This window comes from Acuticoccus mangrovi (assembly GCF_016411865.1).
Taxonomy (GTDB): Bacteria; Pseudomonadota; Alphaproteobacteria; order Rhizobiales; family Amorphaceae; genus Acuticoccus; species Acuticoccus mangrovi.
Window position 1 is genome coordinate 103,658 of the sequence record NZ_JAEKJA010000010.1, and the last position, 15,897, is coordinate 119,554.

Genomic DNA, 15,897 nt, shown 5'->3' on the forward strand with positions numbered 1-15,897 from the left:
CTTAGTTGTTGCTCCCTGACGTGGTTCCCGTGGTGGGCGCGGGGGTGGTGGAGGATCCGTTGCCGCTGGTCGCGTCGATCAGCTGGTCGATCTGGCTCTGCTGACCGGGGGTGGTGGTCGTCGGAGCGGGGGCCGTCTGCGTCGGCGTGCTGGTGGTGGGGGCGCTCGCCGGGTTGTCGCTGCCGCCCTCGAAGGCGCCGCGGATCGCCGATTCCGGATCGTCCGGGATCACCGCGAGGAGGCGGTCGCCGAGCTCGGAGAGCTGCGGGTAGCTCGCCGCCTGCGTCACCCACGACGGGCGGTTGGGCTCGTCCACCAGCCAGTTGAAGAAGATCACCGCGACCACCACGAGGAGCACGCCGCGGGCGGCGCCGAACACGAAGCCGAGGAGACGGTCGAGCGCGCCGATGGGGCTATCCATCACGTAGTCGGAGATCTTCATGGTGATGAGGCTGACGACGATCAGCGACACCAGGAAGATGCCGGCGGCCGAAAGACCGATCGCGACGGTCTGGTTGTCCACATATTGGCTGACGTAGGGCAGCAGCTCCCCATAGAAGAGATAGGCGAGCACCGCGGCAGCGACCCATGCGGCGATCGACAGGATTTCGCGTACGAAACCGCGGAACATGGCGAGGATCGCCGAGATAAACACCACGGCAATGACCACGCCGTCGAGGATCGCGATATTCATCAATCGTCTCCAGAGAAGGCGCCCCGCCGATCGTCGGCAAGGCCGTCCGGTGCGATCCGGTGAACCAAATCGCCGAGCAATGCAACCTCGCTCGTGGCGCAGCCGTCGGCGTCGGCCCCCGCGAGCGGTGGAACGATGGCGCCGCGAAAGCCGAGCTTCGAGGCCTCCTTCAGCCGCCCGTTGGCGTGCGGAACGGCCCGCACGCGGCCCGACAGGCTGATCTCGCCGAAATAGACCACATCGGCCGGCAGGGCCACGCCCGCCCGCGATGAAATCAGCGCCGCGGCCACCGCGAGGTCGGCCGCGGGCTCGGCGATCCGCAGCCCGCCCGCCACTGCGAGGTAGATATCGTGGGTGGAAAGGGCAAGGCCGCAGCGCGCTTCGAGGACGGCGAGCACCATCGACAGGCGCGAGCCGTCCCAGCCGATCACCGCGCGGCGGGGCGTGCCGAGGCGCGAGGGGGCGACGAGCGCCTGGATTTCCACAAGCAGCGGTCGCGTGCCCTCCATGCCGGCGAACACGGCGGCGCCGGGGGAGGAGATGTCGCGCTCGCCGAGGAAGAGCTCGGACGGGTTCTGCACCTCGGAGAGGCCGCCGCCGGTCATTTCGAAGACGCCCACCTCGTCGGTCGGGCCGAAGCGGTTCTTGGAGCCGCGCAGCAGGCGGAAGGCGTGGCTCGGGTCGCCTTCGAAGGTGAGAACGGCGTCCACCATGTGCTCCACCACCCGCGGCCCCGCGATTTGCCCGTCCTTCGTCACATGGCCCACGAGGATGACGGCGGCACCCGACAGTTTCGCATAGCGGATCAGCGCCTGCGCCGAGGCGCGCACCTGCGTCACCGTGCCCGGGGAGGCCTCGGCGATGGAGGTGTGGAGCGTCTGGATGGAATCGATGACGACGAGCGCCGGCGGCGGACCACCTTGGAGCGTCTCGATGATGGTCTCGACGCTGGTCTCTGCGGCAAGGCCCACCGAGGAGCGGTCGGCGCCGAGCCGGCGGGCGCGAAGCTGGACCTGTGCCGTCGCCTCCTCGCCGGTGACGTAGACCACCCGTGCGCCGCGGTTGGCGAGGGCGGCGGCGGTCTGGAGGAGCAGCGTCGACTTGCCGATGCCGGGGTCGCCGCCGATGAGGATCGCCGATCCCGGCACCAGTCCACCGCCCGTCACCCGGTCGAACTCGCTGATGCCGGTGACGATGCGCGGGGCCTCGGGAATCGGCTCGTCGAGCGAGGTGAGCGCCAGCCGGCGGCCCTTGGTGCGGGACGTCTTGCCGGTCGCCGCCGTCATGATGTCCTCGGTGGCGGCCTCCTCGGTGATGGTGTTCCACTCGCCGCAGGCTTCGCAGCGGCCCGCCCAGCGCGTGGTGACGGCACCGCAGGCCTGGCAGACGAAGCGGCTCGCCCGGCGCGCCATCAGAGCGGCCCCGTCACCCGCGTCGCCCGCCGCGAGAGGCCGGTGAGAAGCTCGTAGCCGATGGTGCCGGCCCGCGCCGCCACCTCGTCGACGCCGACGGTGGGGCCGAAGATCTCCACGAAGTCGCCGCGGGCACAGGCGATCCCCGTCACGTCGATGGCGAGAAGGTCCATCGAGACGCGGCCGAGGAGGTGCGTGCGACGGCCGGCGACGGCGACGGGGGCGCCGGCGGCGGTGTCGGAGCTGCCGGCGGCGCGCGGATAGCCGTCGGCATAGCCGAGTGAGGCGATGGCGATGCGGGTCGGCCGGGTGAGGGTCACCGCGCCGCCGTAGCCCACCGTCTCGCCGGCGGCGGCCTCGCGCACCTGCACCACCCGCGCCTCGAGCTTCACGGTGGGCTCCAGCGGCACGCTGGTGGGTGCGGAGGCGGCGCCGTAGAGGGCGATGCCGGGGCGCACGAGATCGTAGTGGCTCGTCGGCCGGGTGAGGAGGGCGGCGGAGTTGGCGAACGAGGCGGCGACGTCCGACATCATCGCGCGGGCGGCGGCGAAATTCGCCTCCTGGATGACATTGAGAGGATGGTCGGGCGTGTCGGCGGCGGCGAAGTGGCTGGCAAGGAGCGCCGGGCGTCGTGTCACCGTGCCGAGCTCGGCGAGGGTGACGCCGAGCCGGTTCATGCCGGTGTCGACGTTGAGGGCGAAGGCGCCCTGGGGCCATTCCGAGAGCGCCTCCAGCGAGGAGATCAGCGGCCGCAGCCCCGCCTCGCGCGCCTCCCGCACCGCGTCGAACACGCCGTTCAGCACGTAGATGACGACGCCCGGTAGCAGGCGGCGCAGCCGCATCGCCTCGGTGGGAAGGGCGACGAAGAAGGTGCGGCAGCCGGCCGCGGCGAGCGGCACCGCGACGCGCTCGATGCCGAGCCCGTAGGCATCGGCCTTCACCACCGCCGCGCATTCGGCGCCGGTGAGGGCGGCGAGGCGGCGCCAGTTGCGCACCACCGCCTCCGGATCGATGGTGAGCCGCACGCCCTCCCAGTTCTCCTCGCCGGCGGGATGGGCATTGAGGACGAGGAAGGCGTCGGCCGCGGCCGAACGCAGGCCGTCGGCGTCGGCCGGGGGAGCGCTCTCCTCCAACCCGTGTGCGGCGGCGGGCTCCGGTTTGGGCGGTGCGGCGTCGATCTCGCGGGAGAGGGAGGCGAGGGCGGCGGCGAGCTTCGGGCTCGGGTCGCGATGCAGGCCGGAGAGGGCGGCGACGATGCCGTCGCGGAAGCCCGGGGAGGAGATGCGACCTCCGAGAAAGCGGGCGAGAAGGTCGGTGATCAGGGCGCGGTCGGCTGGGTGCATCGCCTATCCTAGTCCCGGTGAGGGGGGCGGGAAAATGGGGCATCGTCGCCGGATGGTGCCGCTCGGCGGGCCCATCCGATCCGTGGCGAGCCCACTTTATCCGCAGCGGGCCCATTCTATCCGCGGCGGGGCGGGGGAGCCGGCAGGGCGATCGCGCCTCAGGCGGTGATCGCCTCCAGCCGACGGATCATGTCGAGAACATAGGTCACCTGATCGTCGGTGAGGCGGTTTTCCACCGTTTGCAGCTCGGCGCGGGCCGCCTCGGCCTCGCCGTCGCGGATCGGCGGCAGGCGCTTCGTCTCCGGCGTCGGATCGAGTCGGCCGCGCGGCACCACCACCTCCAGATTCGCCCGGTCGACGAGACCGCCGACCCTGAGGCGCTCCAACTCGGCGGCGAGGAGCTTCGCCTCGCCCCTGAGCGTCACGGTGGCGTGGACGTAGCCGATGTCCACCGTGGATAGATCGCGTTCGGCCATCAGAAGTCTCCTTCGGATCTCGCCGACGCCGGGCGCCGGGCTCAGAACGGATCGGACGCCGACTGGTCGTCGATGACGAGGTTTGAGAAGCGCGTCACTTCGGCCTCGAACTGCAGCTTCACCGTACCCGTCGGCCCGTGGCGCTGCTTGCCGATGATCACCTCCGCTACGCCGTGGACGGCCTCCATCTTGGCCTCCCACTCGAAGAATTCCTGCGTGCCTTCGGCGGGCTTGCGACTCTGCAGATAGTACTCCTCGCGGAACACGAACATCACCACGTCCGCGTCCTGCTCGATGGAGCCCGATTCGCGCAGGTCCGCAAGCTGCGGCCGCTTGTCGTCGCGCGCTTCCACCTGACGGGAAAGCTGGGAGAGGGCGATGATCGGCACCTCGAGCTCCTTGGCGAGCGCCTTGAGGCCGGTGGTGATCTCGGTGATCTCGTTGACGCGGCTCGCGTTGGTCTTGCCGGAGCCCGACAGGAGCTGGAGATAGTCGACGATCAGGAGGTCGAGCCCCTTCTGGCGCTTCAGTCGGCGGGCGCGGGCGGCGAGCTGGCCGACGGTGATGCCGCCGGTCTGATCGATGTAGAAGGGCAGCGTCTGCATCGCCTTCGCCGCCTCCACGAGGTCGTGGAACTGGCTCTCGTCGATGGAGCCGCGGCGGATGTGGGAGGAGGAGATGCCCGACTGCTCGGCGAGGATACGGGTGGCGAGCTGCTCGTAGGACATTTCGAGCGAGAAGAAGCCCACCACGCCGCCGTCGGCCGACTTGCCGGCTAGCCCTTCGGGGCTCGGCTTGAAGTTGCGGGCGACGGCGAAGCCGATGTTGGTGACGAGCGAGGTTTTTCCCATCGCCGGCCGGCCGGCGAGGATGATGAGGTCGGAGCGCTGCAGCCCGCCCATCAGCCGGTCGAGGTCGGAGAGCCCGGTGGCGATGCCGGAGAGGCCGCCCGCCCGGTCGTAGGCCGCCGCCGCCATGTCGACCGCGGCGGTGAGGGCGTCGCCGAAGCCGACGAAGCCCTGGTCGAAGCGGCCGGTCTCGGCGAGCTCGTAGAGGCGCTTTTCCACGCCCTCGATTTGCGTGCGCGGCGTCGTCTCGGGCGGCGCGTCGTAGGCCTCGTTGACCATGTCCTCGCCGATGGTGATGAGCGAGCGGCGCAGGGCGAGGTCGAAGAGGGTGCGGCCGTAATCCTCGGCGTTGATGATGGTGGTGGCGTTGGCGGCGAGGCGGCCGAGATATTCCACCACCGCGAGGTCGGCGATGGTCTCGTCGGCGCCGAAGAAGGTCTTCACCGTGAGCGGCGTCGCCACCTTGCCGGCGCGGATCAGCTTGGAGGTGATGTCGTACACCTTGCGGTGCGGCTCGACGAAGAAGTGCTCGATCTTCAGGAAGTCGCTGACGCGGTAGAACGCCTCGTTGTTGACGAGGATCGCGCCCAGCAGCTGTTGCTCGATCTCGGTGTTCTGCGGCGCGGTGCGCGCCATTTCGAGGTGAGTGTGGTCGAGCGGTTTGTTCATGGAGCCTCGCCTTTCCTTGGCGACCGTCATAGCGCGGCGAGGGCGGGCAGTCCGCCGGTGGGACACCTTCTCAACCGCTATCCACGATCTCAGCACCGCCGAGAAGAAGGACGCATCGAGCGTTGACAGCGCCTTAATTCGCGCGTCGCCCGAGCGTGAGGAAGCCGCCGCCGGCGCGCACCACGACGCCGCTCGCCAGGGCGAGCGGCGGGTTGCGATCCGAGGGGGCGGTGCGGCTAGTCCGCGCGGCGGGCGAGCACCAGATCGCCCGCCACCGGCACGCCCTCCTCGTGGCGCACCACGATGGGCTCGATGGCCGCCACGGTGAAGCCGGCGCCCTCGAGCAGGCGTCGGACATAGTGCGTGCCGTGGGCGAAGCGCTGGGTCGTCGTCACGCGCCAGCCGTCGGGCAGATCGTCGGCCCGCTCGGTCGAGGTGACGAGGAGGCCGCCCGGTGCGAGCGCCTCCCGTGCCGTCGCGATGAAGGCGTCGAGCCCGCCGAGATAGGGCCACACGTCGGTGGCGAGGATGATGTCGAACGGCGTCTCGTCCCAGCCGGAGAGGAAGGCGACCGCCTCGCCGACATAGAGGTCGGTGTAGACGTCGCGCTCGTCGGCCATCGCGAGCATCCCCTCGGCAAGGTCCACGCCGACGAGGGTGTTGGCGAGCCCGGCGAAGGCGACGCCCGCGAGGCCGGTGCCGCACCCGAGATCGAGGATGTGGCTGTCCGCCTTGGCGTGGCCTTCGCAGAGGCGGCGGGCGAGGGTGGGCACATGGTAGCCGAGGCGCTCCACGAGCACCTCGTCGAACGTCTCGGCGTTCTGGTCGAAGAGGGTGGCGACATAGGCGGCGGGCGCCGCCTCGGGCGCGGCGAGGCCGTAGGCGGCGAGCCGCATCTCGACCCCGCAATGGTCGGCGGGGTCGAGGGAGAGGCATTCCTTGAAGAGCCGCTCGGCGGTGGCGAGATCGCCGGCGTCCTCCGCCTTGCGGGCGGCGTCGTAGAGCTCGCCGAGGGCGTCCGCGTCGAACGCGGGCGCCTTGTTCATCCGTGGCCGGCGATCAGCGCCGGTCCCGTCGAGCGGCCACTGTCGCGGGCGGCCAGGGCGCGCTCGGTGGAGGCCATGTAGTCGCGCGTGAGGGGGACGGTCTCGAGGCGTTTGGCGAGCTGGATCTGGAACACCATCATGTCGCCGGCGCGGAAGGAGGCCTCGGAGCCGGCGAGATAGAAGTCCCACATGCGGAAGAAGCGCTCGTCCTTCTCCTTCACCACCTCGTCGTGATGGGCGTGGAAGCGCGCGTTCCAGTTCTTCAGCGTCTCGGCGTAGTGCAAGCGCAGGATCTCCACATCGGTGACGTAGAGGCCGGCCCGCTCGATCGCCGGCAGAACCTCCGACAGGGCCGGGATATAGCCGCCCGGGAAGATGTATTTGGCGATGAAGGGGTTGGTGGATCCCGGACCGTCGAAGCGGCCGATGGAGTGGAGGAGCATCACTCCGTCGTCCTCGAGCAGGCGGTGGGCGGCCTGGAAGTAGTCGTCGAAGTAGCCGACGCCGACGTGCTCGAACATGCCCACCGAGACGATGCGGTCGAACGTCTCGGGCACCGCGCGATAGTCCTGCACGCGGAAGTCGAGCCCGGTGCGGCCCTTGGCCCGCTCGCGCGCCCGCGCCACCTGGTTGTCGGCGAGGGTGATGCCCGTCACCTCGGCGCCGGTGAACTCGTTGAGATAGAGCGCCATGCCGCCCCAGCCGCAGCCGATGTCGAGCACGCGGTGACCCGGCTCGAGCAGCATCTTCGCCGCGATGTGGCGCTTCTTGGCGAGCTGCGCCTCCTCGAGCGAGGCGTCTGCGCTCGGAAAGTAGGCGCAGGAATACTGCCAGTCCTCGTCGAGGAACAGCGTATAGATCTCGTTGCCGACGTCGTAGTGGTGGGTGGCGTTCTTGCGGGCGGCGCGCGCCGTGTTGCGCTGCGCGACGCGGCGCAGTGCGAGGCGCATGAGGCGGCGCAAGCGCGAGGGAGGCGCCGAGCCCTTCAGGTTGGCCATGAAGAGGGTCAGGAGGGCCGTGAGGGAGCCGCTCTTGATGCTCCACTCGCCGTCCATGTAGGCTTCGCCGAGCGTCAGTTCTGGATCGCGCAGCAGGCGCCGCTCCACGCTGCTGTCGTGCAACACGATGTGCTGCAGCTCACCGGTCCCGTCGCCGAACACATGATCGCGCCCATTCGCGTCCGTCACGGTCAACGAGCCGTGCCACACGATGCGCTTCAACAATTGCGATAGTAGGGAGTTCATTCTCGATATTCGTCTTGCCGCAGCCTAGAAGAAGTCTGAGACGCCGGGGCGTCATGTCAAGACCTCCGTGCCATAGGCTGGGGGCAAGAACGTGGCTTGGCACCTAAGGGTGTCGGTCAGGCCACGCTTGGGTATCGCTCCGGCGCACGTGGCGCCGAAGCGACAGGGAGGGGTCAGGCCTGCTCTTCCTCGCCGGCCTCGGCGGTGGCCTCCTCGTCGGAAGCCTCGTCGTAGAACTCCTCCTCGTCTTCGTCCTCGTCGTCGAGGTCCGGGGCGAGCACGTCCTCGCCGGCGGCCTGGCGCTCGGCCTCGTCGTTGGAGCGGGCGACGTTGATCATCACCGGCACGATCACCTCGGGGTGCAGCACGAGCTGGATCTCGTGCACGCCGATCGACTTGATCGGCATCGTCATGTCGACCTGGCGGCGCTCGATGGTGATGCCTTCGCCCGCCAGCACCTCGGTGATGTCGCGGGTGGAGACGGAGCCGTAGAGCTGGCCCGTCTGGCCGGCCTGGCGGATGGCGACGAAGGTCTTGCCGGCGACGCGCTTCGACATCGCCTCGGCCTGGGCGCGACGCTCCTGGTTGCGCACCTCGAGGCTGGCCTTCTCGGCTTCGAAGCGGGCGCGATTCTCGCGGTTCGCGCGCAGCGCCTTGCCCTGGGGCAGCAGGAAGTTGCGCGCGAAGCCGTCGCGCACGCGCACCTCTTCGCCCATCTCGCCGAGCTTGGGCACGCGCTCTAGAAGGATGACTTGCATGGTGGTTCTCCGATCTGTCCCGCGCTGCGGCGGTTAGGGGCGGCGCCCCAGATGGCGGACATGGCGTCCGAAGAAGCGGGTGGTCTCCCGCAGGTGAAGCCGGCTCGCGCCGGAACGCGGAACGACCGCACCGAGGGTGCGGCCGATACGCGTCAGCTCAATGGAACGGCGCCCGCCCGATCGATCGGGCGGGCGCCTGTCCGACTTATTTGATGACGTAGGGCAGCAGGCCGAGGAAGCGGGCGCGCTTGATGGCCTTGGCGAGTTCGCGCTGCTTCTTCGCCGACACGGCGGTGATGCGCGAGGGAACGATCTTGCCGCGCTCCGATACGTAGCGCTGCAGGAGCTTGACGTCCTTGTAGTCGATCCGCGGGGCGTTGGGGCCGGAGAAGGGGCAGGTCTTGCGGCGACGGAAGAACGGCCGGCGGGTGGGAAGCTGCGCGATATCGACCATCAGGCGGACTCCCTCTCACGCCGTTCGCTGCGCTCTTCGCGGGGGGCGCCGTCACCGTCTTCACGCGGGCCGCGCTCGCGGCGGCGGCGATCGTCGCGATCGCGCTTCTGCTTCATCACAGACGGACCGTCCTCATGCTCCTCCACGCGGATGGTGAGGGTGCGCAGCACGTCTTCGTTGAGACGCATCTGGCGCTCCATCTCCTGCACCGCGGCGGCCGGGGCGTCGATGTCCATCAGCGCGAAGTGCGCCTTGCGGTTCTTGTTGATCCGATAGCTGAGCGTCTTCAGACCCCAGTTCTCGGTGCGGCCGACCGACCCGCCATTCTCGGCGAGCACGGACTTGTACTGTTCGACGAGGTCGTCGACAGCCTGGCCGGACACGTCCTGGCGGACCAGGAACACGGTCTCGTATAAAGGCATTGGTGTCCTCGTTGCATGGCGCGCCGACCATCGGCACGCTGGGTCGGCGCGAAGCCCCGCGACAGCGCCGGTGAGGAAACGGCCCCGCACGGGCAAGGACACGGGAGGAGCGGGCGTCCGATGCCCTAATGGGGCGCCTCATTGCCCCATTCCTCCGTTCAGCCCTCGGCCAACGTAGCCGCCGATATAGGCCGTGCCCTGCCTCAAGATCAAGCGGGGATGGCGCCGCGTTGTGCGATTTATCCTCCAGCGAGGCTTGACGCGCCGATTGCGCTGGTGGTCTTTGCGCCCACGCCGCGGCCTCGGCCGCTCACACTAACGGCAGATGATGACGTTTGCGTTTACCTTTCCCGGCCAGGGCAGCCAGGCCGTCGGCATGGGCCGCTCCCTCCACGACGCCTATCCGGCCGCCCGCGCCGTGTTCGAGGCGGTGGACGAGGCTCTCGGCGAGGCGCTGTCCCGGCTGATCTTCGAAGGGCCGGAGGAGACGCTCCGGCTGACCGCCAACGCCCAGCCGGCGCTGATGGCCGTGAGCCTCGCCGCCATGAAGGCGCTCGAGGCCGAGGGCGTCACCATCGACAGGGCGAGCCTCGTCGCCGGCCACTCGCTGGGCGAGTATTCGGCGCTCGCCGCCGCCGGGGCGCTGTCGGTGGACAGCGCGGCGCGCCTCCTGCGCCTGCGCGGCGAGGCGATGCAGGCGGCGGTTCCGGCGGGCGAGGGGGCGATGGCCGCTCTCCTCGGCCTCGACCTCGAGACCGCCGAGGACGTCGCCGCCGAAGCGAGCGAGGCGACGGGCGGCGAGACCTGCGACGTCGCCAACGACAACGCGCCCGGCCAGTGCGTGGTATCGGGCACCGCCGCCGCCGTCGCCCGGGCGGTGGAGATCGCCAAGGAAAAGGGCGCGCGCCGGCCGATGCTCCTTCCCGTCAGCGCCCCGTTCCATTCGGCGCTGATGGCGCCGGCGGCCGAGGCGATGGCCGAGGCGCTCGCCTCCGTGGCGATGACGGCCCCCGCCGTTCCCCTCCTCGCCAACGTCTCGGTGACGCTGCTCACCGACCCGGCGGCCATCAAGGAGAGCCTCGTCGCCCAGGTGACGGGCCGGGTGCGCTGGCGCGAATCCGTCGCCGCCTTCGCCGGCCACGGCATCACCCACACCGTGGAAATCGGCGCGGGAAAGGTGCTGACGGGGCTTGCCAAGCGCATCGACCCGGGCCTCAAAGGCGTCACCGTCAACACGGCGGAGGACGTTGCCGCCTTCGCCCACAGCTTCGCGCAACAGGGAGCCTGATGATGTTCGACCTGTCGGGCAAGACCGCGCTCGTCACCGGTGCGACCGGAGGTATCGGTGGGGCGATCGCCGCCGGCCTCAAGGCGCGCGGCGCGAAAGTCATCGTCACCGGCTCCACGATGGAGCGCGCCGAGGCTGCGCGCGAGCGGCTCGGCTGCGACGCCGCCCTCGCCGCCGATCTCGGCGACCGCGCCGCCGTCGACGCCCTCGCCAAGGAGGCCGACGCCCTCGGCCCGGTGGACATCCTCGTCAACTGCGCCGGCATCACCCGCGACACGCTGATGCTGCGCATGAAGGACGACGACTTCGACAAGGTGATCGAAGTGAACCTCACCGCCGCCTTCCGCCTCTCGCGCGCGCTCATGCGCGGAATGCTGAAGCGTCGTGGCGGCCGCATCATCAACATCGGCTCGGTGGTGGGCGCCACCGGCAACGCGGGTCAGGCGAACTACGCCGCGGCGAAGGCCGGCCTCGTCGGCCTCACCAAGGCGATCGCCCGCGAGGTCGCCAACCGCGGCGTCACCGTCAACCTCGTCGCGCCCGGCTTCATCGGCACGCCGATGACCGACGTTCTCAACGAGGATCAGCGCGAGCAGATCCTCTCCGACATCCCCGCCGGCACGCTCGGCACGCCAGAGGACATCGCCGCGGCGGTGATCTATCTTGCCAGCGCCGAGGCCGGATACGTGACCGGGCAGACACTTCATGTGAATGGCGGTATGGCGATGGGCTTCTAATTCCGACCGACGCCGTTCGGCCGCTTCCCAAACCACAAAGGGTTGTGATACCGGCGAGCGCAAATTTGGAACCGCTAGAATCCGGCTTCCCTAAGACCGTCACGCGCTGCAAACGCGACCGACATCACCCAACAAGCCAGTTTCCTGGCTGAAGATCTGAAGGACAACCCATGAGCGACACCGCAGACCGCGTGAAGAAAATCGTCGTCGAGCACCTCGGCGTCGAGAAGGAGAAGGTCACCGAGGAGGCGAGCTTCATCGACGACCTCGGTGCCGATTCGCTCGACACGGTCGAGCTGGTGATGGCCTTCGAGGAAGAGTTCGGCGTCGAGATTCCGGATGATGCGGCCGAGACCATTCTCACCGTCGGCGACGCCATCAAGTTCCTGGACAAGAACGCCTCCTCCTGAGGCGCTCTTCCCATTTCCAACGATCAATCGCTGTACGGAGTGTGATGGTGCGTCGCGTCGTGGTGACCGGTCTGGGGACCGTCAATCCGCTCGGGAGCGGGGTGGACGCCTCCTGGAGCGCGATCCTTCAGGGAAAGAGCGGCGCGTCCGCGGTTACGAGATGCGAGGTGTCAGACCTGGCGTCCCGCATCGCCTGCCAGGTGCCGCGGGGGACTGGCGAGGGCGAGTTCGACGCCGACACGGCAATGGACCCGAAGGACCAGCGCAAGTTCGATGAGTTCATCCTGTTCGCCGCGGCGGCGGCGGATCAGGCGATCGCGGACGCCGGCTGGGCGCCGGTGGATGAGGAAGAGCTCGACCGCACGGGGGTCCTCATCGGCTCCGGCATCGGCGGCCTCGTCTCCATCGAGCGGTCGGCGAAGGCGCTGGAGGAGAGGGGGCCGCGCCGCGTGTCGCCCTTCTTCATTCCGGGCGCGCTCATCAACATGGCCTCGGGCTTCGTGTCGATCCGTCATGGCTTCCGCGGTCCGAACCATGCGGTGGTCACGGCCTGCTCCACGGGCGCCCACGCCATCGGCGACGCGGCGCGCCTCATCGCCCTCGACGATGCGGACGTGATGGTGGCGGGCGGCGCCGAGGCGTCCATCGGCCGGCTGGCGCTGGCGGGCTTTGCCGCCTGCCGCGCCCTGTCGACGGGCTTCAACGACCGCCCGACCGAGGCCTCCCGCCCCTACGACAAGGATCGCGACGGCTTCGTCATCGGCGAGGGCGCCGGCGCGATGGTGCTCGAGGAATACGGGCACGCCAAGGCCCGCGGCGCCCGCATCTACGGCGAGATCATCGGCTACGGCCTGTCGGGCGACGCCTACCACATCACCGCCCCGGCGAGTGACGGCAACGGCGCCTTCCGCTGCATGACCGCGGCGCTGAAGCGGGCCAAGATCAACCCCGACGAGATCGACTACGTGAACGCCCACGGCACCTCCACGCCGCTCGGCGACGAGATCGAGCTCAACGCCGTGCATCGGGTGATGGGCAATGCGGCCGGCGGGCTCACCATGAGTTCCACCAAGTCGGCGACCGGCCATCTTCTCGGCGCGGCCGGGGCGGTGGAGGCGATCTTCTCGCTGCTGGCGATCCGCGACAATGTGGCGCCACCCACGATCAATCTGGACAATCCATCCGTCTCTACCGCCATCGATCTCGTGCCCCACCAGGCGCAGGAGAAGGCGATCGACGTGGTGTTGTCCAATTCGTTTGGCTTCGGCGGAACCAACGCATCGCTGGTCTTCCGCCGGGTCTGACAGGGGAGGCGCTCGTGCGGCAGGGTCGGCGAGGCGACGACGACGGAGGCGACCGGCGGGCACGCCGCCGCCATCCCGACGACAATGGAAGCGAGGGCGGCGGCCGACGTCGGCCGGAGCCCCTCGTCGACGACGGCCGGCGCCGCCGTCGCCGCCCGGTCGAGAAGCCGAAATCCCGACGCCGCTCGCGGGCGGCCCGCCACCCGCTCGTCATCCTGCTCAGCTTCGGCATGCTGTTCCTGGTGCTGGGGCTCGTCGGCGGGCTCGCGCTCTTCGTGTTCGGCGAGCGCACCTTCCTTGCGCGCGGCCCCCTCGTCGAGGACACCGGCGTCGTCGTCGAGCAGGGCTTCTCGATGGAGAATATCGCGGAGGGGCTTCAGGGGCGCGGCGTCATCTCCAACCGCTACGTCTTCATCGCGGCGGCCTACGTTCTCGGAACGACCGGCAAAATGCAGGCGGGCGAATATATGATCCCCGCCGGCGCCTCCATGAAGGAGGTGATGCAGCGCATCGTCGCCGGCGACGTGGTGCAGCACGCGATCACGCTCGCCGAAGGCCTCACCTCCGCCCAGATCGTCCAGCGCCTCAACGAGAACGAGATCCTCGTCGGGCGCATCAACGAGATCCCGGCCGAAGGCTCGCTGCTGCCGGAGACCTATCGCATCACCCGCGGCATGAGCCGCCAGCGTCTCATCGACACGATGCAGCTGGAGCAGGCCCAGCTGTTGGCCAGAGTATGGGCCGGCCGCGACCCGAACCTGCCCCTGCAGAGCCCGGAAGAGCTCGTGACCCTCGCCTCCATCGTGGAGAAGGAGACGGGTGTCGACGCGGAGCGGGCGCGCATCGCCGGCGTCTTCATCAACCGCCTGAAGCGGCGGATGCGTCTCCAGTCCGATCCGACGATCCTCTACGGCCTCTATGGCGGCGACGCCTGGAGCCAGCCCCGCACCCTCTACCGGTCCGACATGGAGCGGGAGAACCCCTACAACACCTACCAGATCACCGGTCTGCCGCCCGGTCCCATCGCCAATCCCGGACGCGAGGCGCTCGAGGCGGTGGCGCACCCGGCGGAGACGGCGGAGCTCTACTTCGTCGCCGACGGGACGGGCGGTCACGTCTTTTCCCAGACCTACGAGCAGCATCAGGCGAACGTGGCGCGCTGGCGCGAGGTCGAGCGGCAGCGCCGCGGCCCGACGACCGAGTGAGCAAGGTGGCCGAACCCGTCCAGTCGATGACCGGCTTCGCCAGCCTCGAAGGCGAGAAGGACGGCGTCGCCTGGCAGTTCGAGGCGCGCTCGGTGAACGGGCGCGGGCTCGACGTGCGGGTGCGCCTGCCCAACGGACTGGAGCGGGTCGAACCGGAGCTTCGCCGCCTCGTCGCCGCCACCTTCCGGCGCGGCAATGTCGGCCTGTCGCTCTCGCTGAAGAGCGGGGAGGCGGTGAGCGCCCGCTACAGCGTCAACGAGCGGCAGCTCGGCGCCTACCTCGACGCGATCCAGGCGATGGCCGCGTCGGGCTCCGTCGCCGCCCCGCGCGCCGACGGCCTCCTGGCGCTCAAGGGCGTCATCGAGACCGAGGTGACCGACGAGGCCGCCACCGTCGAGCCGATCGTCGTCGAAGAGGCGCAGCGGCTCGTCGCGGCCCTCGCCGCGGTGCGGCGGGAGGAGGGCGCGCACATCGTCCCGGTGGTCCGCGGTCAGCTCGCCGAGATCGATCGCCTGCGGGCGGCGATCGACGCCCATCCGGAGCGCAGCCTGGAGGCGATCAAGGAGCGGCTCGAGCGCCAGATCGACGACCTCGTCGCCCACCGCGAAGGCCTGTCGCAGGAGCGGCTGCACCAGGAGGCGGCGCTGATGGCGACGCGCGCCGACGTGCGCGAGGAGCTCGACCGACTGGCGGCGCACATCGCCGCAGCCACCAAGCTCTTCGACGAGGGCGGACCCATCGGCCGCAAGCTCGACTTCCTCTGCCAGGAGTTCAACCGCGAGACCAACACCATCTGCTCCAAAGCGCCGCACCATGCGATCACGGCGCTGGGGCTGGAGCTCAAGGCGGTGGTGGAGCAGGTGCGCGAACAGGTGCAGAACCTCGAATGACGACGCCCGTCGGCTACAAGAGGCGCGGCCTCCTCATCGTCCTGTCCTCGCCCTCGGGCGCGGGCAAGAGCACGATTTCGCGCCTCATCCTGGAGCGCGACCCGCAGCTCTCGCTGTCGATCTCGGTCACGACGCGCACCCGGCGGCCGAGCGAGGTCGACGGCGTGCACTACCACTTCGTGAGCCAGCGCGAGTTCGACCGCATGCGCGAGCGCGGCGAGCTGCTCGAGTGGGCGGAAGTGCACGGCAATTGCTACGGCACGCCGCGCGACCCGGTGGAGCAGGCGTTGTCGGAGGGCCGCGACGTGCTGTTCGACATCGACTGGCAGGGCGCCGAGCAGATCGCCGCCGCGATGCCGGACGATCTGGTGTCGATCTTCGTCTTGCCGCCGTCGGGCCCAGAGCTGAAGAATCGTCTGATCCGCCGGGCGGAGGACGACGAGGCGACAATCATGCGCCGCCTCACCAACGCCCGCGGCGAGCTGACCCACTACGCCGACTACGACTACGTGGTGGTGAACGAGGAGCTGCAGACGGCTCTCGCCGGGGTCAACGCCATCCTCATGGCCGAGCGGCTGCGGCGCCGCCGCCTGGTGGGGCTGGAGAATTTCGTCGAGACCATCGTCGAGGCGCTCTGAGGCATCTCGCCAGCGCGCTCCGTCGGGGCTATTGATCCGCACATCTCCTCCTGACGCGG

Annotated in this window: 17 protein-coding genes; 7 read left to right on the plus strand and 10 right to left on the minus strand. The window is 69.6% G+C overall.

Features of this window, described 5'->3' with window-relative positions; all coding sequences use genetic code 11:
- Position 1 precedes the first annotated feature (1 nt).
- The 10 genes from JCR33_RS13170 to rpsF form a co-directional block, all read right to left on the minus strand.
- On the minus strand, positions 2 to 694 hold the full coding sequence (locus tag JCR33_RS13170) for a CvpA family protein (RefSeq protein ID WP_198882549.1): 693 nt from the start codon (positions 692 to 694) through the stop codon (positions 2 to 4).
- The gene (radA, locus tag JCR33_RS13175) at positions 694 to 2,106 is read right to left on the minus strand and encodes a DNA repair protein RadA (RefSeq protein WP_198882550.1); all 1,413 of its coding nucleotides are present in this window, start codon (positions 2,104 to 2,106) and stop codon (positions 694 to 696) included. The genes JCR33_RS13170 and radA overlap by 1 nt, the downstream gene beginning before the upstream one ends.
- The gene (gene alr, locus JCR33_RS13180) at positions 2,106 to 3,449 is read right to left on the minus strand and encodes an alanine racemase (protein WP_198882551.1); all 1,344 of its coding nucleotides are present in this window, start codon (positions 3,447 to 3,449) and stop codon (positions 2,106 to 2,108) included. The genes radA and alr overlap by 1 nt, the downstream gene beginning before the upstream one ends.
- A 158-nt stretch (positions 3,450 to 3,607) precedes the next feature.
- On the minus strand, positions 3,608 to 3,925 hold the full coding sequence (locus tag JCR33_RS13185) for a hypothetical protein (protein WP_198882552.1): 318 nt from the start codon (positions 3,923 to 3,925) through the stop codon (positions 3,608 to 3,610).
- A gap of 41 nt (positions 3,926 to 3,966) precedes the next feature.
- Complete coding sequence (locus tag JCR33_RS13190) at positions 3,967 to 5,442, minus strand: replicative DNA helicase (protein ID WP_198882553.1); 1,476 nt, start codon at positions 5,440 to 5,442, stop codon at positions 3,967 to 3,969.
- A 236-nt stretch (positions 5,443 to 5,678) separates the two neighbouring features.
- A complete protein-coding gene (locus tag JCR33_RS13195; RefSeq protein ID WP_198882554.1) occupies positions 5,679 to 6,488 on the minus strand; it encodes a class I SAM-dependent DNA methyltransferase in 810 nt (269 codons plus the stop codon).
- Entirely contained in the window at positions 6,485 to 7,732 is a 1,248-nt protein-coding gene (locus JCR33_RS13200) for an SAM-dependent methyltransferase (protein WP_198882555.1), read from the minus strand. The genes JCR33_RS13195 and JCR33_RS13200 overlap by 4 nt, the downstream gene beginning before the upstream one ends.
- 173 nt (positions 7,733 to 7,905) lie before the next feature.
- A complete protein-coding gene (rplI, locus tag JCR33_RS13205) occupies positions 7,906 to 8,490 on the minus strand; it encodes a 50S ribosomal protein L9 (protein WP_198882556.1) in 585 nt (194 codons plus the stop codon).
- 205 nt (positions 8,491 to 8,695) lie between these two features.
- The gene (gene rpsR, locus JCR33_RS13210; RefSeq protein WP_198882557.1) at positions 8,696 to 8,944 is read right to left on the minus strand and encodes a 30S ribosomal protein S18; all 249 of its coding nucleotides are present in this window, start codon (positions 8,942 to 8,944) and stop codon (positions 8,696 to 8,698) included.
- On the minus strand, positions 8,944 to 9,366 hold the full coding sequence (rpsF, locus tag JCR33_RS13215) for a 30S ribosomal protein S6 (RefSeq protein ID WP_198882558.1): 423 nt from the start codon (positions 9,364 to 9,366) through the stop codon (positions 8,944 to 8,946). Before rpsF ends, rpsR begins: the two co-directional genes overlap by 1 nt.
- A 328-nt stretch (positions 9,367 to 9,694) precedes the next feature.
- Here rpsF and fabD point away from each other — a divergent pair, with 328 nt between their 5' ends.
- From fabD to gmk, 7 genes are all read left to right on the plus strand, one after another.
- The gene (fabD, locus tag JCR33_RS13220; RefSeq protein ID WP_198882559.1) at positions 9,695 to 10,654 is read left to right on the plus strand and encodes an ACP S-malonyltransferase; all 960 of its coding nucleotides are present in this window, start codon (positions 9,695 to 9,697) and stop codon (positions 10,652 to 10,654) included.
- Between the two features lie 2 nt (positions 10,655 to 10,656).
- The gene (gene fabG / locus JCR33_RS13225) at positions 10,657 to 11,391 is read left to right on the plus strand and encodes a 3-oxoacyl-[acyl-carrier-protein] reductase (protein WP_198882560.1); all 735 of its coding nucleotides are present in this window, start codon (positions 10,657 to 10,659) and stop codon (positions 11,389 to 11,391) included.
- 170 nt (positions 11,392 to 11,561) lie between these two features.
- Entirely contained in the window at positions 11,562 to 11,801 is a 240-nt protein-coding gene (locus JCR33_RS13230; protein ID WP_198882561.1) for an acyl carrier protein, read from the plus strand.
- A gap of 47 nt (positions 11,802 to 11,848) precedes the next feature.
- Positions 11,849 to 13,105 carry a beta-ketoacyl-ACP synthase II gene (fabF, locus tag JCR33_RS13235; RefSeq protein ID WP_198882685.1) on the plus strand — a complete coding sequence of 419 codons (1,257 nt, stop codon included), beginning with the start codon at positions 11,849 to 11,851 and terminating at the stop codon, positions 13,103 to 13,105.
- Positions 13,106 to 13,119: 14 nt separating this feature from the next.
- Positions 13,120 to 14,310: an endolytic transglycosylase MltG gene (gene mltG / locus JCR33_RS13240; protein WP_211110273.1), complete on the plus strand. Its 1,191-nt coding sequence runs from the start codon at positions 13,120 to 13,122 to the stop codon at positions 14,308 to 14,310.
- A gap of 5 nt (positions 14,311 to 14,315) precedes the next feature.
- Positions 14,316 to 15,200: a YicC/YloC family endoribonuclease gene (locus JCR33_RS13245; protein WP_332461184.1), complete on the plus strand. Its 885-nt coding sequence runs from the start codon at positions 14,316 to 14,318 to the stop codon at positions 15,198 to 15,200.
- A complete protein-coding gene (gmk, locus tag JCR33_RS13250; RefSeq protein ID WP_198882562.1) occupies positions 15,197 to 15,838 on the plus strand; it encodes a guanylate kinase in 642 nt (213 codons plus the stop codon). Before JCR33_RS13245 ends, gmk begins: the two co-directional genes overlap by 4 nt.
- Positions 15,839 to 15,897: the final 59 nt, after the last annotated feature.